Consider the following 18,983-nt stretch of genomic DNA (forward strand, 5'->3'; position numbering starts at 1 on the left):
CACTATCACCCGGAGCCCGAACGATCAGTCACCCGGGGTTCACGTGGGACGGCCCCCGCAGGTCACCCGAGCCGGTTCGCCGTGTGCACCGCCCGCAGTACCGCCGCCGCCTTGTTCCGGCACTCGGTGTCCTCGGCGACCGGGTCGGAGTCGGCGACGATGCCCGCGCCGGCCTGGACGTACGCGGTCCCGTCCCGCAGCAGGGCCGTACGGATGGCGATGGCGGTGTCGGAGTCGCCCGCGAAGTCGAGGTAGCCGACGCAGCCGCCGTACAGGCCGCGCCGGGACGGCTCCAGTTCGTCGATGATCTGCATGGCGCGGGGCTTGGGGGCGCCGGAGAGCGTGCCGGCCGGGAAGCAGGCCGTCAGGACGTCGAAGGCCGTGCGGCCCGGCGCGACCCGTCCCGTCACCGTCGAGACGATGTGCATCACGTGGGAGTACCGCTCGATGGACATGAAGTCGACGACCTCGACCGAGCCCGGCTCGCAGACCCTCCCGAGGTCGTTGCGGCCGAGGTCGACCAGCATGAGGTGCTCGGCGCGCTCCTTCGGGTCGGCGAGCAGTTCGTCGGCGAGGGCCTGGTCCTCCTGCGGGGTGGCCCCGCGCCACCGGGTGCCGGCGATGGGGTGGACCATCGCCTGCCCGTCCTCGACCTTGACCAGGGCCTCGGGGGAGGAGCCGACGACGTCGAAGCCGTCGAAGCGGAACAGGTACATGTACGGGGAGGGATTGGTCGCCCGCAGCACCCGGTAGACGTCCAACGCGCTTGCCGTGCAGGGCGTTTCGAAGCGCTGGGAGGGGACCACCTGGAAGGCCTCGCCCGCGCGGATGCGCTCCTTGATGTCCTCGACGGCTTCCTGGAAGTCCTCGCCGCCCCACAGGGCGGTGTACTCGGGCAGTTCGGAGGGCGGGAGCACGGCCGGGGGCTGGGCGACCGCGCGCGAGAGGTCGGCCTCCATGGCGTCGAGGCGGGCGATCGCGTCCGCGTAGGCCTCGTCGACGCCGGTGTCGAGGTCGTTGTGGTTGATCGCGTTGGCGATCAGCAGGACGGAGCCCTCCCAGTGGTCCATGACGGCGAGGTCACTGGTGAGCAGCATGGTCAGCTCGGGCAGCCGGAGGTCGTCCCGCTCGCCGGGGCCGATCTTCTCCAGGCGGCGCACGATGTCGTAGCCGAGGTAGCCGACCATGCCGCCGGTGAAGGGCGGCAGGTTCAGGTCGTGGGCGAGGTCACGGGGGGTGTGGAGGGCCTCGATGGTGGCGCGCAGGGCGGCCAGCGGGTCGCCCTCGACGGGGACGCCGACGGGCGGGGCGCCGAGCCAGTGGGCCTGTCCGTCGCGCTCGGTGAGGGTCGCCGCGGAGCGTACGCCCACGAACGAGTAGCGGGACCAGGACCTGCCGTTCTCCGCGGACTCCAGCAGGAAGGTGCCGGGGCGCTCGGCGGCGAGCTTGCGGTAGAGCGCCACCGGGGTGTCGCCGTCGGCGAGGAGCTTGCGGGTGACCGGAATGACGCGGCGGTCGGTGGCCAGCTTGCGGAACGTCTCGAGGTCCATGGCGGCCGACCTTACTGATCCGAGACCGGTACGCCGGAATCGGCGCCCTCGGTCTCCTTGACGAGCACATCCACGTCGAAGCAGGTGCGCGCGCCCGTGTGGCAGGCGGCGCCGACCTGGTCGACCTTGACGAGCACGGTGTCGGCGTCGCAGTCCAGGGCCACCGACTTGACCCACTGGAAGTGGCCGGAGGTGTCGCCCTTGACCCAGTACTCCTGGCGGCTGCGCGACCAGTAGGTGCAGCGGCCGGTGGTGAGCGTGCGATGCAGCGCCTCGTCGTCCATCCAGCCGAGCATCAGCACCTCTCCGGTGTCGTACTGCTGGGCGATGGCGGGCAGGAGGCCGTCCGGGCTGCGCTTGAGGCGCCCGGCGATCTCGGGGTCCAGCCGGCTGGGCTGACGGGGCGTGCTGGTGGTCATGCCTGCCATTGTGCCGCGCGCCACTGACAGTGACCGTCAGGTGTCCACTGGGCGGACCTGTGGACCGGTCGTAGGCTGACTGCATGTCGACCTTCGCCAAGCGTGAACGACTTCTCCTGGCCGATCTCCTGGAGGCCGCGGGCCCCGACGCCCCCACCCTCTGCGAGGGCTGGCGGACCCGTGACCTCGCCGCGCACGTGGTCGTGCGCGAGCGCCGCCCCGACGCCGCCGCCGGCATTCTGATCAAGCCGCTCGCACCGCGCCTGGACAAGGCGATGGAGGAGTTCGCGGCGAAGCCGTACGAGGAGCTGATCCAGCTCATCCGTACCGGCCCGCCGCGCTTCTCGCCGTTCCAGCTCAAGCAGATCGACGAGGCGTCGAACACGATCGAGTTCTACGTCCACACGGAGGACGTCCGCCGCGCCCAGCCGGACTGGACGCCGCGCGAGCTCGACCCGGTCTTCCAGGACGCCCTCTGGTCCCGCCTGGAGCGCTCCGCGCGGCTGATGGGCCGCGGCGCGCCCACGGGCCTGGTGCTGCGCCGCCCGAACGGCCAGACGGCCGTGGCCCACCGGGGCACGCCGGTCGTCACGGTGACCGGCGAGCCGTCGGAGCTGCTGCTGTTCTCCTACGGCCGGCAGAGCGCCGCCGACGTCGAGCTGGACGGCGACAAGGACGCGATCGCCAAGCTGCACGAGACCAAGCAGCTGGGGATCTAGGGACCGGCTGCGGGCCGAGGGCGGTCAGCGGGGCAGTTCGGCCCGGCGCAGGTCTCTCGCGCACAGGCCGACCGCCCCGGCCAGCCCGCAGACGACAGCGCCGGCGACGAAGACCGGGCCGGTGCCCCACAGGCCGATCGCGGCGCCGGTCAGGGGGAAGGTGAGCGGGGCGACGCCGAGGCTGAAGAAGTTCGACACGGACGTGACCCGGCCGACGTAGGCAGGGTCGGACTCGGCCTGCAGAAGCGCCCCGCACAGGACGCCGTTCAGCCCCGAGACCAGCCCGATGGACAGGGCCACGGCGACGGCGGCCCCGACCTGCGGCACCTGAGCGAGAGCGGCGATCGCGACCGCGCTGACCACGCCGGACAGGGACAGCACCAGCCCCGCGCGCGGGACGCGTCCACGGGCCGTGAGCAGCAAGGAGGCCGCCCCCGCGCCGGTGCCGAACCCCGCGAGCACCCATCCGATGCCTCCGGCTCCCCAGCCGCGTTCGTCGGCGAGCAGGGTCAGGCCGACGTTGAGCGGGCCGACGAAGCCGAGGTCGCTGAGCGCGATGACGACGATCAGCGGGCGCAGGACCCGGTGGCCGCGTATGTAGCGCAGACCGCCGGTCAGGTCGCTCCACGCGCCGCCACGCGCGCGCGTGTCGTCCGCGGGGTGCTTTCCCACGCGGACGGCGACCAGGAGCGGCAGGGAGGCCGCGAACAGCAACCCGGCCAGCCCGAACGCCGCCGCGGTGCCACCCAGGGCCACGCCGAGGCCGCCGAGCGGGGCGCCGACGACGCTGGCCAGGCGGATGACGAGGCCGCGCATGCCGTGCACTCGGGCGAGCTGTCCGCGTCCGGTGATCCGGGTCGGGAGGGCGCCCAGGGCGGGCATCATGAGGGCGTCGACCGCCCCGAAGACCAGCGCGAGCGCGGCCAGCGGCCACAGGCCCGGGCGACCCACGAGCAGCAGCCCCGCGACCGCGAGGACCGCCGCGCAGCGCACGGCGTCGCTGCTGATCAGCACCCTGCGGGGGCCGAACCGGTCGGCGATCACTCCTCCGCCCAGCATCAGCACGGCCCGCGGCACCGCGCTGAGCGCGGTCACCAGACCGGCCTGGGCGGGCGTACCGGCCTGGACGGCGGTCCAGGACAGCGCGAGGTAGTAGACGTTGTCCCCGATGGCCGACGAGGCGTAGGCGCCGAGCCAGCGCAGCACGTTGGGGTCGCGGTGAGCGGCGCGCTCCGCCATGGCGGCGGGCGCGGGGCCGGTCCGGGTCGACGGCACGTCGGTCCTCTCAGGTCCGGAAGGGGAAGGCGTACGTGTGCACGGCGACGTTCTCGCGGCCCTCGGTGTCACCGGCGGCGTCGGCGACCCGGTTCCACTCGTCGCCCCAGTGCGTGCGCTCGTCGAGCCAGCGCCGGTACAGGGCCGTGCGCTGCTCGGCGAAGAGCCTGCTGGCCGCCGTGTGCGCGGCAGCCTTCTCGGGGGCGTCCCGGAAGTCCTCGTCGCGGATGCGCACACCCTCGGACGCGGGCTGCCACCAGCGCTCCCGGCCGTCCGCGCTGCGCGGCTCGGCCTCCTCGATCAGTCCGTGCTCGGCGAGCTTGCGCAGGTGGTAGCTGACCAGCGAGACGGCCTCGTCGACCTGCTCGGCCAGCTGGGACGCCGTCGCCAGGAGAAAGCCCCGGCCACCACTCGGCGACCGGGGCTCGCGCCTCAGTGGGGTGTCACCGCACGGGGTGTCACCACACGGGGTGTCACCACACGGGGTGTCACCACACGGGGTGTCACCACACGGGGTGTCACCGCACCGGGTGTCCCGCCGCCCGCAACGTCTCCTTCACCTCGCCGATCCGCAGATCACCGAAGTGGAACACCGACGCCGCGAGCACCGCGTCCGCCCCCGCCTCGATGGCAGGCGGGAAGTCGGCGAGCCTGCCGGCACCGCCGGAGGCGATCACCGGAACCGTCACGTGCTTGCGTACCGCCCGGATCATCTCCAGGTCGTAGCCGTCCTTCGTGCCGTCCGCGTCCATCGAGTTGAGCAGGATCTCGCCCGCGCCCAGCTCGGCGGCCCGGTGTGCCCACTCGACGGCGTCGATGCCGGTGCCCTTGCGGCCGCCGTGCGTCGTCACCTCGAAGGAGCCCGACTCGGTACGCCGTGCGTCGACCGACAGGACCAGGACCTGCCGCCCGAACCGCTCGGCGATCTCACGGATCAGGTCGGGCCGGGCGATGGCCGCCGTGTTGACGCCCACCTTGTCCGCGCCCGCGCGCAGCAGCTTGTCCACGTCCTCGGCCGTACGGACGCCGCCGCCGACCGTGAGCGGGATGAACACCTGCTCGGCGGTGCGCCGCACGACGTCGTAGGTCGTCTCGCGGTTGCCCGACGAGGCGGTGATGTCCAGGAACGTCAGCTCGTCGGCGCCCTCGGCGTCGTACACCTTGGCCATCTCGACGGGGTCGCCCGCGTCGCGCAGGTTCTGGAAGTTGACACCCTTGACGACCCGGCCGTTGTCCACGTCCAGGCAGGGGATGACTCGGACCGCCAGGGTCATGAATCCACGGCTCCTCTAAACGCCTCTGAATGCTTCTATCTCGACTTCGACCAGGATGCGCGGGTCGACGAAACCCTCCACGACCACCAGGGTCGAGACCGGGCGCACGAAGTCGAAGAGTTCCTTGTGCGCCCGGGCCACCTCGTCGACGTCCCGCTGATGGCTCAGGTACATCCGGGTCCGGACCACCGACTCGGGGCCCAGCCCGAACTCGGCGATCGCCTCCAGCGCGCCGGTGAAGGCCACCTTCGCCTGCTCGTACGGGTCGCCCTCCCCGTAGAGCACATCGCCCTTGAAGGACGTCGTGCCCGCCACCAGCACACGATCGCCGGCCGCGACGGCGCGTGCGAACCCGAAGGACTCTTCCCAGGGACTTCCGCTCTGCACGCGCCGCACGGCATCGGACGTCATGACACTGTGTCCATTTTCACGACGTGGCCTCCAAGGCCTCTTCCAGGGTGAACGCCTTCGCGTACAGGGCCTTCCCGACGATGGCGCCCTCGACACCGAGCGGGACGAGCCCGGCGATGGCCCGCAGGTCGTCCAGGGAGGAGACGCCGCCGGAGGCCACGACCGGGCGGTCCGTCGCCGCGCAGACGTTCTTCAGCAGCTCCAGGTTCGGGCCCTGGAGCGTGCCGTCCTTGGCGATGTCGGTGACGACGTAACGCGCGCAGCCCTCGTTGTTGAGGCGCTCCAGCGTCTCGTAGAGGTCGCCGCCGTCACGGGTCCAGCCGCGGCCGCGCAGGGTCGTGCCGCGTACATCGAGACCGACGGCGATCTTGTCGCCGTGCTCGGCGATGACCTTGGCGACCCACTCGGGGGTCTCCAGGGCGGCCGTACCGAGGTTCACGCGGGTGCAGCCGGTGGCGAGGGCGGCGGCCAGGGAGGCGTCGTCGCGGATGCCGCCGGACAGCTCCACCTTGATGTCCATCGCCTTGGTGACCTCGGCGATCAGCTCACGGTTGTCGCCGGTGCCGAAGGCGGCGTCCAGGTCGACCAGGTGCAGCCACTCGGCGCCCGCGCGCTGCCAGGCGAGGGCGGCCTCCAGCGGGGAGCCGTAGGAGGTCTCGGTGCCGGACTCGCCGTGCACGAGGCGGACGGCCTGGCCGTCGCGGACGTCGACGGCGGGGAGGAGTTCGAGCTTGGCCATGTCTCTACAGGGTTCCGATCCAGTTGGTGAGCAGCTGCGCTCCGGCGTCGCCGGACTTCTCGGGGTGGAACTGGGTGGCCCACAGGGCGCCGTTCTCCACCGCGGCCACGAAGGGCTTGCCGTGCGTCGACCAGGTGACCTTGGGAGCGGTCATGGTCGGGTTGTGCGTCTCCAGGTCCCAGTCGTGGACCGCGTAGGAGTGCACGAAGTAGAACCGCGCGTCCGCGTCGAGGCCGGCGAACAGCTCGGTGCCGGGCGCCACGTCCACGGTGTTCCAGCCCATGTGGGGCACGATGTCGGCCTGCAACGGCTCGACCGAGCCCGGCCACTCGCCGAGGCCCTCGGTCTCGACGCCGTGCTCGATGCCGCGCGCGAACAGGATCTGCATGCCGACGCAGATGCCCATCACGGGACGTCCGCCGGACAGCCTGCGGTCGATGATCCAGTCGCCGCGGGCCTCCTTCAGCCCCTGCATACAGGCGGCGAAGGCGCCGACGCCCGGCACCAGCAGGCCGTCGGCGTTCATGGCCCTGTCGAAGTCACGGGTGATCTCGACGTCGGCTCCCGCGCGCGCGAGGGCGCGTTCCGCGGAGCGGACGTTCCCGAAGCCGTAGTCGAAGACGACGACCTTCTTCGCGACGGTGCTCATCAGTTCCACACCTCCAGCCTCATGACGCCCGCGACCAGACACATCGCGGCGCCGATCGAGAGCAGCACGACGAGGCTCCTCGGCATCTGCTGCTTGACGAAGGAGATGATCCCGCCGACGAGGAAGAGGCCGACGACGATCAGGACGGTCGACGTGCCGTTCACAGCGCGCCCTTCGTGGAGGGCAGGATGCCGGCCGCGCGCGGGTCGCGCTCGGACGCGTAGCGCAGTGCCCGCGCCAGCGCCTTGAACTGGCACTCCACGATGTGGTGCGCGTTGCGTCCGTACGGCACGTGCACGTGCAGCGCTATCTGGGCCTGGGCGACGAAGGACTCCAGGATGTGCCGGGTCATCGTGGTGTCGTACTCGCCGATCATCGGCGCCATGTTCTCCGGCTCGGTGTGCACGAGATACGGGCGGCCACTGAGGTCGACCGTCACCTGGGCCAGCGACTCGTCCAGGGGGACCGTGCAGTTGCCGAATCGATAGATCCCCACCTTGTCGCCGAGCGCCTGCTTGAAGGCGGCACCCAGCGCGAGGGCGGTGTCCTCGATGGTGTGGTGCGAGTCGATGTGCAGGTCGCCCTCGGTCTTCACGGTCAGGTCGAACAGACCGTGCCGGCCGAGCTGGTCGAGCATGTGGTCGTAGAAGCCGACGCCGGTCGACACATCGACCTGGCCCGTGCCGTCGAGGTTGATCTCGACGAGGACCGAGGTCTCCTTGGTCACCCGCTCCACGCGTCCTACGCGGTTCATGCGCTCTGCTCCTTCTTCAGTTCACGTACCGCGTCGAGGAACGCGTCGTTCTCTTCGGGGGTTCCGGCGGTGACCCGCAGCCAGCCGGGCACGCCGTTGTCCCGGACCAGGACGCCCCGGTCGAGGATCTTCTGCCAGACGGCGTGCGCGTCGTCGAACCGGCCGAACTGCACGAAGTTGGCGTCCGACGCCGTGACGTCGTAGCCGAGGGCGAGCAGCTCGCTCACCAGCCGGTCCCGCTCCGCCTTCAGCTGCTCGACGTACTTCAGCAGCGTGTCGGTGTGTTCCAGGGCGGCCAGGGCGGTCGCCTGGGTGACGGCCGACAGGTGGTACGGCAGCCGTACGAGCTGGACGGCGTCCACCACCGCCGGGTGCGCGGCGAGATAGCCGAGGCGCAGGCCGGCGGCGCCGAAGGCCTTCGACATCGTGCGGGAGACGACGAGATTCGGCCGGCCTTCGAGCAGCGGCAGCAGTGAGTCGCCGTGGCTGAACTCGATGTACGCCTCGTCGACCACGACCATCGACGGCTTCGCCGCCTGTGCGGCCTCGTACAGCGCGAGGACCGTCTCGGGCGGCACCGCGGTGCCCGTGGGGTTGTTGGGCGTGGTGATGAAGACGACGTCCGGCCGGTGCTCGGCGATCGCCTTCTCGGCGGCGGCGAGGTCGATGGTGAAGTCCTCGTTCCGGGGGCCGGAGATCCATCCGGTGCCGGTGCCGCGCGAGATGAGGCCGTGCATCGAGTACGACGGCTCGAAGCCGATGGCCGTACGGCCCGGTCCGCCGAAGGTCTGCAGCAGCTGCTGGATGACCTCGTTGGAGCCGTTGGCGGCCCACACGTTGGCCAGGCCCACCTCGTAGCCGGACGTGTCCGTCAGGTACCTGGCGAGCTGGGTGCGCAGCTCGACCGCGTCCCGGTCCGGGTAGCGGTTGAGGTTCCGGGCCGCCTCGCGGACACGCTCGGCGATCCGCTCGACCAGGGGCTCGGGCAGCGGGTAGGGGTTCTCGTTGGTGTTCAGCCGTACGGGCACGTCGAGTTGGGGCGCGCCGTAGGGGGACTTGCCGCGCAGCTCGTCCCGTACGGGGAGATCGTCGATGCCAGTCACTTGCTTCCGGGTACCTTCCAGCCGAACCTCGCCTTGATCGCCGCGCCGTGCGCCGGCAGGTCCTCCGCCTCCGCCAGCGTCACCACGTGGTGCGCGACCTCGGCCAGCGCGTCCTTCGTGTAGTCGACGATGTGGATACCGCGCAGGAAGGACTGCACGGACAGCCCGGAGGAGTGGCAGGCGCAGCCGCCGGTGGGCAGTACGTGGTTGGACCCGGCGGCGTAGTCGCCGAGCGAGACCGGCGCCCAGGGGCCGATGAAGATCGCGCCGGCGTTCTTCACCCGGTCGGCCACGGCGGCCGCGTCGGCCGTCTGGATCTCCAGGTGCTCGGCGCCGTACGCGTCGACGACCCTGAGGCCCTCGTCGACGCCGTCCACCAGGACGATCGCGGACTGCTTGCCCTTGAGGGCCGGGACGATCCGGTCGTCGATGTGCTTGCTGGCCGCGACCTGCGGCTCCAGCTCCTTCTCCACCGCGTCCGCGAGCTCCGGGGAGTCGGTGACGAGGACGGCGGCGGCGAGCGGGTCGTGCTCGGCCTGGCTGATCAGGTCGGAGGCGACGTGCACCGGGTCGGCGGTGGCGTCGGCCAGGATCGCGATCTCGGTCGGACCCGCCTCGGCGTCGATGCCGATCTTGCCGGTGAAGTAGCGCTTGGCGGCGGCGACCCAGATGTTGCCGGGGCCGGTGACCATGTTGGCGGGCGGGCAGGACTCGGTGCCGTACGCGAACATCGCGACGGCCGTCGCACCGCCGGCGGCGTACACCTCGTCGACGCCGAGCAGCGCGCAGGCGGCGAGGATCGTCGGGTGCGGCAGGCCGTTGAACTCGGCCTGGGCGGGCGAGGCGAGGGCGATCGACTCGACGTCGGCCTCCTGGGCCGGGACGACGTTCATCACCACGGAGGACGGGTAGACCGACCGGCCGCCGGGCGCGTAGAGCCCGACGCGCTCGACCGGCACCCACTTCTCGGTGACCGAGCCGCCGGGCACGACCTGGGTGGTGTGCGTCGTACGGCGCTGCTCGCGGTGGACGAGCCGGGCGCGGCGGATGGACTCCTCCAGGGCCGCGCGCACGGCCGGGTCGAGCTCCTCCAGCGCGCGCGTGAGCGCCGCGGCCGGCACCCGCACCTGGTCGAGCTTGACCCCGTCGAACTTCTCGGCGAAGTCGATCAGCGCCGCGTCGCCCCGATGATGCACGGCCTCGCAGATCGGACGCACCTTCTCCAGGGCGGCCTGAACGTCGAACTCGGCTCGGGGCAGCAGGTCGCGCAGGGCGGGGCCCTCGGGAAGGGCGTCGCCGCGCAGATCGATTCGGGAGATCACGGGCTCAATTCTCGCAGACCCGGCTCGTGACCCGTGGGCGCGTTCCAATGGCTGATACGAGTCGCCGCAGGAACCTGGAAGATCTCCTTCACGTCTGGCGTTCGGGGCGTTACTCAGCGGGCATGAACGGTTGTACGAGGCAAACGACCCGCGAGTAACCGGGGAGGAAGGAAAAGCTGTGACCGAGGGGGCCGGCATCCCGGACGGGGACCTGCCGGACGGACTGACCGCGGCCGAGGCCGGGATGTGGCAGGCCTTCCGCAACGGCAGCGTGTACGACCTGAGCAGCGGGGACACGACCGTCGACGATCCGCACGGCGGGCACCCCTGGGGAGACGAGCGGACCGTACGCGCGCGGATCATCTGCTGGCTGCTGCTGGACGGACCGCCCGCCCTCGCGGGCCGGGTGTCCTCGCTGAAGCTGGTCGGCGTGCGGATCAGCGGCACGATGGAACTCGCCGGCGGCACGGTGGTGCCGTATGTCGAGATGCGCGGCTGCCGCTTCGACCGGGAGATCCTGCTGCCGGAGGCCCGCTTCACGACCGTACGGCTGGTGGACTGCGCGGTGCCGCGGCTGGAGGCGGCCCGGGTGCACACCGAGGGCGATCTGCATCTGCCGCGCTGCCGCTTCCACAACGGGGTACGGCTCACCGACGCCCACATCGGTACGGACCTGCTGCTCAACCAGGCGATCGTCTACCGCGACCGCAGTGGCCGCTCGATCGCCGGGGACGGCATGAACGTCGGCCAGGACCTGCAGGCCGAGATGCTGGAGTCGCACGGCGAGCTGAGCCTGCGGGGCGCGAACATCGGCGTGTCGCTGAGCCTGCGGGGCGCGCGGCTGGTCAACCCGTACACGCGGCTCGCGCTGAACGCCCCTCAGCTGACGGTCGGGCGCACGCTGTATCTGACCCCGGCGGGCGTGGGCAACCCATTACTGAGCGGCCGCACCCCCGCGCGCGGGACGCGCATCCAGCGGTTCGAGTGCCAGGGCGGGGTGCGGCTGGACGACGGGCGGTTCGGGGACGCGGTCGACCTGGAGCGGGCCCGGTTCACCTTCACCGGCGAGCAGGAGCTGTCGCTGCGCCGCGTCCAGACGCCCGAGCTGCGCTTCCTCGGGGAGCGGCCGGAGCGCGGCGGGGTGGTGCTGTCGGGGGCGCGGGTGGTCAACCTGATGGACCGGGCGGACGCCTGGCCGGGCCCCGGCCTGCTGCACATGGGCGGCTTCAGCTACGAGAACCTCGTGCCGCGCGGCCCGTTCCCGCTGGAGCGGCGGCTGGAGTGGGTGGCCGCCGCGACCGCCGAGTACAACCCGGAGCCGTACGAGCGGCTGGCCACCGTGCTGCGGGCCGGCGGCGAGGACGAGGACGCGCGCGAGGTGCTCCTCGCCAAGCAGCGCCGCCGCCGCGAGACGCTCCCGCTCGCGGCCAAGCTCTGGGGGTACGCGCAGGACTGGATGGTGGCCTACGGGTACCGGCCGGGCCGGGCGGCCGTCTGGATGGCGGTGCTGTGGGCGGCGAGTTCCGTGGCCTTCACATACGCCGAGCACCCGCCGCTCAAGGGCGGCGAGCATCCGACCTGGAACCCGGCCCTCTTCGCCCTCGACCTGCTGCTGCCCGTCATCGATCTGGGCCAGGTCGGTTTCTGGCAGCTGAGCGGCGGCTGGCAGTGGCTGGCCGCGGCGATGATCCTGCTGGGCTGGGTCCTGGCGACGACGGTGGCGGCCGGGGCGACGCGCCTGCTGCGACGCAGCTGACCCACTGAGATCGCTGACATCTTGTGCGGTCGGTGAGGGCTCTGAGCTGAACTTATGAATGTAGGACAGTTGTTGAACCATTGACCTTTTACCGTTTCTTGACCCATCCGCGTACAACTTTCCACGGGTTGCCCGAACCCTCTGGCGCGGGCGTGACCAGCGGTCCTTCAATGGTCGACACCATGGCTCTGCTGCTCCCCTTCGGCCGTGCGTCCCGGACGCCAAGGACCGTAGAACACCCCGCCGCCGGACTCCCCGCCGACGACGAGGTGCTCCTCGACGCGCCCGACGACCGCCTCGGACCCGCGCTGGTCGCGGCCGGCCGGGGCGCGTACGAGGCCGCCGCCGAGCTGCTCGCCGCCACCCGGCGGACCGCGCAGTGGGAGTACCGCGACGGGTACGCGCTGCGTCTGGCGGCCTTCGCGCACTCGCGGCCGGAGTGGCTGGAGGCCTGGTGCGCGGCCGCCCCGCACGATCCCGACGCCCTGCTGGTCAAGGCCCAGCTCGCGGTGGACCGCGCCTGGCGGTCCCCGGCCCGGGCCGAGCTGCTGCGCGAGGTGAGTCCGCTGATCACCGCCGCCGCGCGGGCCGACGACCGCGACCCGGTGCCATGGCGGATCGCGCTGGACCACGCGCGCGGCTCACGGGCCGGACACACCTACTTCGGGGAACTGTGGGAGGCGGCCGTGCGCCGCGCCCCGCTGCACTACGGCTGCCATGTGGCGGCCCTGCGCTACCTGGCCTCCTCCTGGCAGGGCTCGCACCGGGAGTGCTTCGACTTCGCCGACCGGGCCGCGCAGGACGCCCCGGCCGACTCCCTGCTGCAGGCCCTGCCCACCCGGGCCGCCCTCGCCTGCCTGACCGACGGCTGCGGTCCGGGCGTGCCGCCCGAGCGGCTTCAGGCGGCGGTCGACCGGGCGATCGGGCTCTCCTCCCGGTTCCCGGCGGCCGACCTCTGGCCGGCCGCGATCCGCAACAAGCTGGCGTACGTCCTGGTCCGCCTGGGCCGCTGGGAGGACGCCCTGGAGCAGCTGCGGCTGATCGGCCCGTACGCCACCTCGTTCCCCTGGGGCCGGTTCTCGGACGATCCGCTCGGCAGTTTCCTGGACGTGCGCGACGAGGTACGGCTGCGGACGGCCGCCGCCACACCGCGCGGCGCGCGCCCCGGCCATCCACGAAGTGGGCGCGCCGGACGCGTCCACTCGGGCGACGACTAGGCTTTGGCGCCGTGACCGTCCGCCTTCCGCTCTTTCCCCTGAACTCGGTGCTGTTCCCGGGGCTCGTGCTCCCGCTGAACGTCTTCGAGGAGCGCTATCGCGCCATGATGCGCGAACTGCTCAAGACCCCCGAGGAGGAACCGCGCCGTTTCGCCGTCGTGGCGATCCGTGACGGCCACGAGGTGGCCCCGAGCGCACCCGGCATGCCCGACCCCACGGCCCTCCCCGAGCGCGGCCCCGCGGCGGGGTTCGGCCCGGACCCGGTCAAGGCGTTCCACGGGGTGGGCTGTGTGGCGGACGCGGCGACGATCCGGGAGCGGGCCGACGGCACCTTCGAGGTACTGGCGACGGGAACGACCCGCGTACGCCTGGTCGCGGTGGACGCGTCGGGCCCGTTCCTCACGGCGGAGCTCCAGGAGCTGCCGGAAGAGCCGGGTGACGAGGCGGGAGCGCTGGCGGAAGGGGTGCTGCGGGCGTTCCGCCAGTACCAGAAGCGCCTGGCAGGCGCCCGCGAACGCTCCCTGTCCACGGCGGCCGACCTCCCGGACCAGCCCTCGGTCGTCTCCTACCTGGTGGCGGCCGCCATGGTGCTGGACACCCCGACCAAGCAGCGCCTGCTCCAGGCCCCGGACACCGCATCCCGCCTCCGTGACGAACTGAAACTCCTTCGCGCCGAGACCTCGATCATCCGTACGCTGCCGTCGCTGCCGGCGTCGGACCTGACACGCGGCCCGACGAACCTCAACTGAGCGGGCAAGACTGAGCGGTCGAAACCGAGCGGGCAGCGAGCGGGACGCACCGGTAACCGGCGGAACCTGGCAGGACGGCATGGCGAAGAAGTCGAAGAAGCAACAGCAGCAGTCGGGCGGCACGCCGGCGACGGTGGCGCTCACGGCCGCCGGCGTCGCGTACACGACCCACTCCTACGACCACGATCCCGCCCACCCCTCCTACGGCGAGGAGGCGGCGGAGGCGATGGGCGTGTCACCGGACCGCGTCTTCAAGACACTGGTGGCGGACGTGGACGGAAACCTCACGGTGGCCGTCGTCCCGGTGGCGGGCCAGCTGGACCTGAAGGCCCTGGCGTCAGCGGTCGGCGGCAAACGCGCGACCATGGCCGACCCCGCCCTGGCCGAACGCACCACGGGCTACGTCCGGGGCGGCATCTCCCCCCTGGGCCAGCGCAAGAAGCTCCCCACGGTCCTGGACGAGTCGGCCTGCGCCCACCCCACGATCTGCGTCTCGGCGGGCCGCCGCGGCCTGGAGGTCGAACTCTCCCCCGACGACCTGACCAAGCTCACGAACGCGACCCTGGCCCCCATCGGGCGTGCGTGACCCCTCGACGAACCCGGTGTCCTCGATTAACTACGAGGGACATGTCGAAGAAAACGCGGAAGCGCAAGTGGCGCATCAAGAAGGGCCGCTCCAACCACGGACGACGCCCGGCGTAGCAACGAGCAGCGGCATCATTCAACCCGTCCGGCGTCTGGGAACGAGGCCCGTTCAGGGCCGACAGCGGGGGTCTGGGGGCCGCGGGCCCCCAGACAGCCCGGGGTCGAAGGGCAGCACCCTTGGAGGACGGGACGGCAGGGGCGGCGGGGGCGAGAACCCGGCGCGACCACCGAGCCACCCAAGCCCTAGACCGGCGGAGCCCCCAGCTGCTGCGCCTCCAACTGCCGCTGATACGGATCCGCGTCCCGAGGCCCGAACAGCGCCGTCAGCCCCAGATGCACCACCAACGCGCCCAGCGGCCAGGCCAGCCACGCCCCCTTGGCCCCCAGCTTCAACGGCGCCGAGAAGGTGACCCCCTTGCCCGCCTCCTTGGCGTGGGCGATCACATCCTCCGCGGGCCCGAGCCACACCCCGACCCGCCAGGCCAGCAACGACCCGAGGAACCCCCCGAGAGCCAGCGCGACCACCAACGGCACGCCCCCACGCCGCCGCCAGAGAAAGACGGCAACCGCACTCACCAGCCCGAACGCGAGCGCGAGCAGAGTGAACGTTCCGTCCACCCCGACGGCCTGCTCCCCCTCGGAGTCCTTGAAGTAGACGACCCAGCTCTTGTCGACGACGTCCCCGACGAGCGGCACACTCGGCGCCAGCCACCACCACAGCACCCCGAGCAGCACTCCACCGAGCGCCACCACCACCGCGACCACGGCGGCCTCTCGCACTTCGGTCTTCATTCCGGGACCGTCCTGTTCGTACGAGCCATATATGCCGTACGTGCCGTACGCGCCGTAAGAGCCATGCGGACCGCCTGAGCCCGGGGGAGCGTCGGGTACGCCGTCATGCGGCGTGGCAGACGTGTACCCGGCAGCGGGCGACTGCCATGCCTGGTTCGGGGACTGGTCACGTGGCGGCGGCGGAGGAGTCAGCGGAGCGGTCACCCTGCCATCGTGCCAGGCCGGCCTGTGCGGCGCGTCACCGGACGGCCGCCCGGCGGTACGCCCAGGTGGCGACGGCCAGCGAGACGAATCCGACCACCCCGCACACGGCGAGGTCCCCGAGCACGAACGCCCAGTCGGGCCGCTCCCCGAAGGTCCGCGCGATGGCCTCCACGCCGTACGTCGACGGCAGCAGATCCCGCGTGAACCGCACGACCTCCGGCATCCGGTCGGCCGGCAGCACGCCCAGCAGCAGCGCCGCCGACATACCCAACTGCCCGAGCAGCGTGGCCAGTTCCGGCCGCGGCGCGAGCAGCCCGAGGGCCGCCCCCAGCCCGGCGAGCGCGGCCCCCGCCAGCGGGATCACCGCGACCAGCACCCACAGATGCGCCATCGGCAGCCCGAACAGCACACACCCGAAGACGGCCGTCACGATGGTCCCCGGCACGGTGAAGGAGGCGTACGCGCCCGCCGCCCCCAGCACCACCGCCGCAGGCGGCACGGGCAGCGTGGCGTAGTGATCGAGCCCGCCGCTCGCCCGCAGCTGCCCGAAGTACTGCGCGAGCAGGTTCAGCGCGACGAAGGCGACCACCAGCACCGACGATCCGGCCACCACGGCCCGCGCCTCGCCCCCGCCGTCCACGACCCCGCGCATCAGGATCATGATCCCGATCGACTGGAAGGTCGCCACGAACAGCAGCGGGATCCGCGCGACCCGCGCACGGGACAGCTGTGCCCGGTACACGGCGCACAGCGACGGCCACAGCCGCGCACGCGGCCCGAGCTCGGCCGCGCCGACGGCGGCCGTCTCGTCCACGGCCAGGGCACTGCCCGGCAGAACCTCGGCGGGTACGACACTCACGTGGCGCTGCTCCCTTTCACACGGGGGATCACTGGGGAGGTGGCCCTGTTCCGTACGGTGGCCCTGTTCCGCACGGATACCGATACGGATACGGCGGTCTGCGTGCTCAAGCCTTCACCAGCCCCTGCTGCGCGGCCCCGCCCAGCGCCAGATAGACGTCCTCCAGGCTCGGTGTGGCCAGCGTGAAGTCGTCCAGCGCGGCGAAGGCGGCCCCGCCGGTGACGGTGGCGACGACCGCGCGGGCCTCCTCGGGGGCGAGCCGCAGCGTCCAGCGCCGCCCGGACTCCACGGCCCGGTCCCGCAGGGCGGCGACCTCGGGGACGTCCAGGGGCGCCCGGTCCCGCCACAGCAGTTCCACCCGCACCTCGCCGGCGACCCGCTCCTTGAGCCCGGACGGCGTGTCACAGGCGATCACGCGGCCCCGGTCGAGCACCGCGACCCGGTCGAGCACGGTCTCGGCCTCGATGACGTTGTGGGTGACGAGCAGCACGGTCGTCCCGCGCTCGGCCCGCCGCCGGTCCACGGCCGACCACACGGCCCGCCGCGCCACCGGGTCCATCGCGGTGGTCGGCTCGTCGAGCACGAGCAGCGGCCGCTCGCCCACCAATGCGGCGGCGAAGCAGGCCAGCCGCCGCTGTCCGCCGGACAGCTTCTTCAGCGGACGCGCCGCGAGCGGTGTGAGTCCCAGCTCGTCGAGTACGGCGTCCCGCTCGGCCCGCGCCTGCCGTACGTCCAGGCCGCGCAGCCGCCCGGTCGTCTCGGCGGCGAGCGACACGGTCAGCTCGTCGAGGGCGGTGGCCTCCTGCCCGAGGTAGGCGAGGATGCGCGCGGCCCGCTCCGGGTGCCGCACGATGTCGTGCCCGAGGATCTCGACACTCCCGGCGTCGGGCCGCATCAGCCCGGTGAGCTGCCGTACGAGGGTGGTCTTCCCGGCGCCGTTCGGGCCGAGCAGCCCGAAGATCTCGCCGCGCCGGATGTCCAGCCGTACGTCGTCGGTGGCCCGTACCTCGGGAGTTCCGGGTGCTCCGCGCCGTCCTCGGACGGGCGGATAGGTCTTGGTCAGCCCGCGCACGGCGCACACGACATCACCACTGTGCCGAAGTGCCTGTGCCACGCGCGTACTCACAAGGGACGAGCCTACGGGGTCCGGGACCCGCATCCGCCCTCGGGTCGGCCACTCGGCACAAACCGACAGCTCGCGGCCACAAATCTCCCGGTGATGACAAATCCGCCGTAATGACGCCCGCCCACGTCGGCGCGCCCCGGCGGCGGGCTCACCGCGAAGCCACTCGGCTCACTCGCCGGCAGGCGCGTGCTCCGCAGCCGTCCGCACATCGATCTCCCGCCAGAATCCGGCCCGGATCGCATACCGGTCGTGCTCGTCGATCTGGTCGTCCTTGTGCGCGAGCAACCCGAAGCGAGCCGCGTACCTGAGCAGCTCCCCGTCGATGCGGTGCGGAATCCGCGGGTACATCCCGGACAGCTTCTGCAGATGGCTCTGGTCCCCCAGCCGCTCCATCCACCGCCGCGCGAAGACCTGCCCCACCTCGTACGGGTCACCGCCGACCGTCGTGATGTCCTCCTCCCGGTCGGCCCACCGCTGCTCCGCCGTGGTCAGCTGCGCGAGCGTCGGCATCGAGGCGGCGTCGGGCGGCTCGGCCGCGACGCCGGGCCGGTCCACCCACCCCTTGTCGGAGGACCAGCGCAGCGTCGCGCTCGCGGGGTGCGGGGCCGGCTGGACGCCGGGCGCGCGCAGGGCGGCGAGGTCCTTCGGCGTGGGCACGCCCTTGGGCGCCGGCACGCGCTCCTGCGCGCCGTTCTCCGAGGCGGCGACCGCCGGGGCGTGCCGGCCCTCCTCGGCGGACCGCTCGGCCGTCGCGCCGAGCGCGGAGTCGGGCAGCGGCGCCGACAGGATCGCGGCGATCTCGGGCCGGGGCGCGGGCGGCGGCGCGCACACCCCGGTGAGCTCCTTGGCGCGTACGGCCTGGGTGATCCACGTACGGTCGAGCACGCGCCGTTCGTCGGCCTCGGCGACCAGGTCCTCGGACTGGTTGTAGTCCCCGTCGGCGGCCTGCACGGCCCACAGGTGTACGGCGACGCCGTGCTCCTTGGCGGCCATCATGCCCGGCAGCAGGTCGCCGTCCCCGGTCACCAGGACCACGTCCGAGCAGGCGCGGTTGCGGGCCAGCTCGGTGAGCTCGGCGTGCATCGCGGCGTCCACGCCCTTCTGGGCCCAGCGGCCGTCGCTGCGGGTCAGGGCGCCGAGCCGGACGGTCACCCGGGGCATCACGCGCAGCCTGCGGTGCTCGGGCTGGGGGACGCGGTCGGGGGCGCCGTCGAACCAGTAGATCCGCAGCAGGGGCTGCTGGGTGTCGGACTCGGCGCGTTCGCGCAACCCCTGGATGAGGGCGGTGTGGTCGACGGTGATCCGGGACCGGGAGGGCTCCCCGGCGAGGAGGCTCGCGGCGGCCCCCAGCAGATACCCGGCGTCCACCAGGACGATGCAGCGGTCCACGCGACTCACCCTCTTCCTGGGAGGTTTGCTT

Annotated in this window: 20 protein-coding genes and 1 pseudogene; 5 read left to right on the forward strand and 16 right to left on the reverse strand. The window is 72.2% G+C overall.

The features are described from left to right. Window positions 1–62: 62 nt before the first annotated feature. Window positions 63–1,550: an anthranilate synthase component I gene (locus AQI70_RS01685; protein WP_062143018.1), complete on the reverse strand. Its 1,488-nt coding sequence runs from the start codon at window positions 1,548–1,550 to the stop codon at window positions 63–65. 11 nt (window positions 1,551–1,561) lie between these two features. Then, on the reverse strand, window positions 1,562–1,978 hold the full coding sequence (hisI, locus tag AQI70_RS01690; protein ID WP_062143020.1) for a phosphoribosyl-AMP cyclohydrolase: 417 nt from the start codon (window positions 1,976–1,978) through the stop codon (window positions 1,562–1,564). Between the two features lie 74 nt (window positions 1,979–2,052). On the opposite strand from hisI, the gene AQI70_RS01695 reads away from it, so the two are divergent. Then, window positions 2,053–2,688, forward strand: a complete 636-nt coding sequence (locus tag AQI70_RS01695) for a TIGR03085 family metal-binding protein (RefSeq protein WP_062143023.1) — start codon at window positions 2,053–2,055, stop codon at window positions 2,686–2,688. A 24-nt stretch (window positions 2,689–2,712) separates the two neighbouring features. Here AQI70_RS01695 and AQI70_RS01700 read toward each other — a convergent pair whose 3' ends face one another. From AQI70_RS01700 to hisD, 10 genes and pseudogenes are all read right to left on the reverse strand, one after another. Next, a complete protein-coding gene (locus AQI70_RS01700; RefSeq protein WP_244181430.1) occupies window positions 2,713–3,963 on the reverse strand; it encodes an MFS transporter in 1,251 nt (416 codons plus the stop codon). A 10-nt stretch (window positions 3,964–3,973) separates the two neighbouring features. Continuing rightward, window positions 3,974–4,351: pseudogene (locus tag AQI70_RS01705) on the reverse strand (helix-turn-helix domain-containing protein); the annotation flags it as partial. Window positions 4,352–4,481: 130 nt separating this feature from the next. Next, window positions 4,482–5,237 carry an imidazole glycerol phosphate synthase subunit HisF gene (gene hisF / locus AQI70_RS01710; RefSeq protein ID WP_062143029.1) on the reverse strand — a complete coding sequence of 252 codons (756 nt, stop codon included), beginning with the start codon at window positions 5,235–5,237 and terminating at the stop codon, window positions 4,482–4,484. A 15-nt stretch (window positions 5,238–5,252) separates the two neighbouring features. Beyond that, window positions 5,253–5,648, reverse strand: coding sequence for a RidA family protein (locus AQI70_RS01715; protein WP_062143032.1), 396 nt, complete (start codon window positions 5,646–5,648; stop codon window positions 5,253–5,255). A gap of 16 nt (window positions 5,649–5,664) precedes the next feature. Continuing rightward, window positions 5,665–6,387, reverse strand: a complete 723-nt coding sequence (priA, locus tag AQI70_RS01720) for a bifunctional 1-(5-phosphoribosyl)-5-((5-phosphoribosylamino)methylideneamino)imidazole-4-carboxamide isomerase/phosphoribosylanthranilate isomerase PriA (RefSeq protein WP_062143035.1) — start codon at window positions 6,385–6,387, stop codon at window positions 5,665–5,667. Window positions 6,388–6,391: 4 nt separating this feature from the next. Next, a complete protein-coding gene (gene hisH, locus AQI70_RS01725; protein ID WP_062144931.1) occupies window positions 6,392–7,036 on the reverse strand; it encodes an imidazole glycerol phosphate synthase subunit HisH in 645 nt (214 codons plus the stop codon). Further along, complete coding sequence (locus tag AQI70_RS39460) at window positions 7,036–7,200, reverse strand: hypothetical protein (RefSeq protein WP_004001975.1); 165 nt, start codon at window positions 7,198–7,200, stop codon at window positions 7,036–7,038. The genes hisH and AQI70_RS39460 overlap by 1 nt, the downstream gene beginning before the upstream one ends. Then, window positions 7,197–7,790, reverse strand: a complete 594-nt coding sequence (gene hisB, locus AQI70_RS01735) for an imidazoleglycerol-phosphate dehydratase HisB (protein ID WP_037889654.1) — start codon at window positions 7,788–7,790, stop codon at window positions 7,197–7,199. Before hisB ends, AQI70_RS39460 begins: the two co-directional genes overlap by 4 nt. Further along, on the reverse strand, window positions 7,787–8,893 hold the full coding sequence (locus tag AQI70_RS01740) for a histidinol-phosphate transaminase (RefSeq protein ID WP_062143038.1): 1,107 nt from the start codon (window positions 8,891–8,893) through the stop codon (window positions 7,787–7,789). The genes hisB and AQI70_RS01740 overlap by 4 nt, the downstream gene beginning before the upstream one ends. Continuing rightward, the gene (gene hisD / locus AQI70_RS01745) at window positions 8,890–10,215 is read right to left on the reverse strand and encodes a histidinol dehydrogenase (protein ID WP_062143041.1); all 1,326 of its coding nucleotides are present in this window, start codon (window positions 10,213–10,215) and stop codon (window positions 8,890–8,892) included. Before hisD ends, AQI70_RS01740 begins: the two co-directional genes overlap by 4 nt. A gap of 178 nt (window positions 10,216–10,393) precedes the next feature. Between hisD and AQI70_RS01750 the strand changes: the two genes are divergently transcribed. The 4 genes from AQI70_RS01750 (at window position 10,394) to ybaK (ending at window position 14,523) form a co-directional block, all read left to right on the forward strand. Continuing rightward, a complete protein-coding gene (locus AQI70_RS01750) occupies window positions 10,394–11,971 on the forward strand; it encodes a hypothetical protein (RefSeq protein WP_062143043.1) in 1,578 nt (525 codons plus the stop codon). Between the two features lie 170 nt (window positions 11,972–12,141). After that, window positions 12,142–13,188, forward strand: a complete 1,047-nt coding sequence (locus tag AQI70_RS01755; RefSeq protein WP_062143046.1) for a hypothetical protein — start codon at window positions 12,142–12,144, stop codon at window positions 13,186–13,188. Window positions 13,189–13,199: 11 nt separating this feature from the next. Then, window positions 13,200–13,937 (forward strand): LON peptidase substrate-binding domain-containing protein, encoded by a 738-nt coding sequence (locus AQI70_RS01760; protein WP_062143049.1) that lies wholly within the window; start codon window positions 13,200–13,202, stop codon window positions 13,935–13,937. Window positions 13,938–14,016: 79 nt separating this feature from the next. Beyond that, window positions 14,017–14,523 carry a Cys-tRNA(Pro) deacylase gene (ybaK, locus tag AQI70_RS01765; RefSeq protein WP_062143052.1) on the forward strand — a complete coding sequence of 169 codons (507 nt, stop codon included), beginning with the start codon at window positions 14,017–14,019 and terminating at the stop codon, window positions 14,521–14,523. 302 nt (window positions 14,524–14,825) lie between these two features. On the opposite strand, the gene AQI70_RS01770 is transcribed toward ybaK, so the two are convergent. The 4 genes from AQI70_RS01770 to AQI70_RS01785 form a co-directional block, all read right to left on the reverse strand. Next, window positions 14,826–15,578: a DUF2567 domain-containing protein gene (locus AQI70_RS01770; RefSeq protein WP_079051106.1), complete on the reverse strand. Its 753-nt coding sequence runs from the start codon at window positions 15,576–15,578 to the stop codon at window positions 14,826–14,828. Between the two features lie 34 nt (window positions 15,579–15,612). Continuing rightward, on the reverse strand, window positions 15,613–16,437 hold the full coding sequence (locus AQI70_RS01775; RefSeq protein WP_062143057.1) for an ABC transporter permease: 825 nt from the start codon (window positions 16,435–16,437) through the stop codon (window positions 15,613–15,615). A gap of 106 nt (window positions 16,438–16,543) precedes the next feature. Next, window positions 16,544–17,518, reverse strand: a complete 975-nt coding sequence (locus AQI70_RS01780; protein WP_037889652.1) for an ABC transporter ATP-binding protein — start codon at window positions 17,516–17,518, stop codon at window positions 16,544–16,546. 213 nt (window positions 17,519–17,731) lie between these two features. Then, entirely contained in the window at window positions 17,732–18,952 is a 1,221-nt protein-coding gene (locus AQI70_RS01785; protein WP_062143060.1) for an NYN domain-containing protein, read from the reverse strand. Window positions 18,953–18,983 lie beyond the last annotated feature (31 nt).

Source organism: Streptomyces curacoi, assembly GCF_001513975.1.
GTDB lineage: Bacteria > Actinomycetota > Actinomycetes > Streptomycetales > Streptomycetaceae > Streptomyces > Streptomyces curacoi.

Excerpts from the sequence above, each read along its gene's own strand:
- priA (WP_062143035.1), bottom strand. The coding sequence starts at position 6,387 with ATGGCCAAGCTCGAACTCCTCCCCGCCGTCGACGTCCGCGACGGCCAG.
- AQI70_RS01695 (WP_062143023.1), top strand. The coding sequence starts at position 2,053 with ATGTCGACCTTCGCCAAGCGTGAACGACTTCTCCTGGCCGATCTCCTG.
- AQI70_RS01685 (WP_062143018.1), bottom strand. The coding sequence starts at position 1,550 with ATGGACCTCGAGACGTTCCGCAAGCTGGCCACCGACCGCCGCGTCATT.
- AQI70_RS01755 (WP_062143046.1), top strand. The coding sequence starts at position 12,142 with ATGGTCGACACCATGGCTCTGCTGCTCCCCTTCGGCCGTGCGTCCCGG.
- hisB (WP_037889654.1), bottom strand. The coding sequence starts at position 7,790 with ATGAACCGCGTAGGACGCGTGGAGCGGGTGACCAAGGAGACCTCGGTC.
- AQI70_RS01715 (WP_062143032.1), bottom strand. The coding sequence starts at position 5,648 with ATGACGTCCGATGCCGTGCGGCGCGTGCAGAGCGGAAGTCCCTGGGAA.
- ybaK (WP_062143052.1), top strand. The coding sequence starts at position 14,017 with ATGGCGAAGAAGTCGAAGAAGCAACAGCAGCAGTCGGGCGGCACGCCG.
- hisF (WP_062143029.1), bottom strand. The coding sequence starts at position 5,237 with ATGACCCTGGCGGTCCGAGTCATCCCCTGCCTGGACGTGGACAACGGC.
- hisI (WP_062143020.1), bottom strand. The coding sequence starts at position 1,978 with ATGGCAGGCATGACCACCAGCACGCCCCGTCAGCCCAGCCGGCTGGAC.
- hisH (WP_062144931.1), bottom strand. The coding sequence starts at position 7,036 with ATGAGCACCGTCGCGAAGAAGGTCGTCGTCTTCGACTACGGCTTCGGG.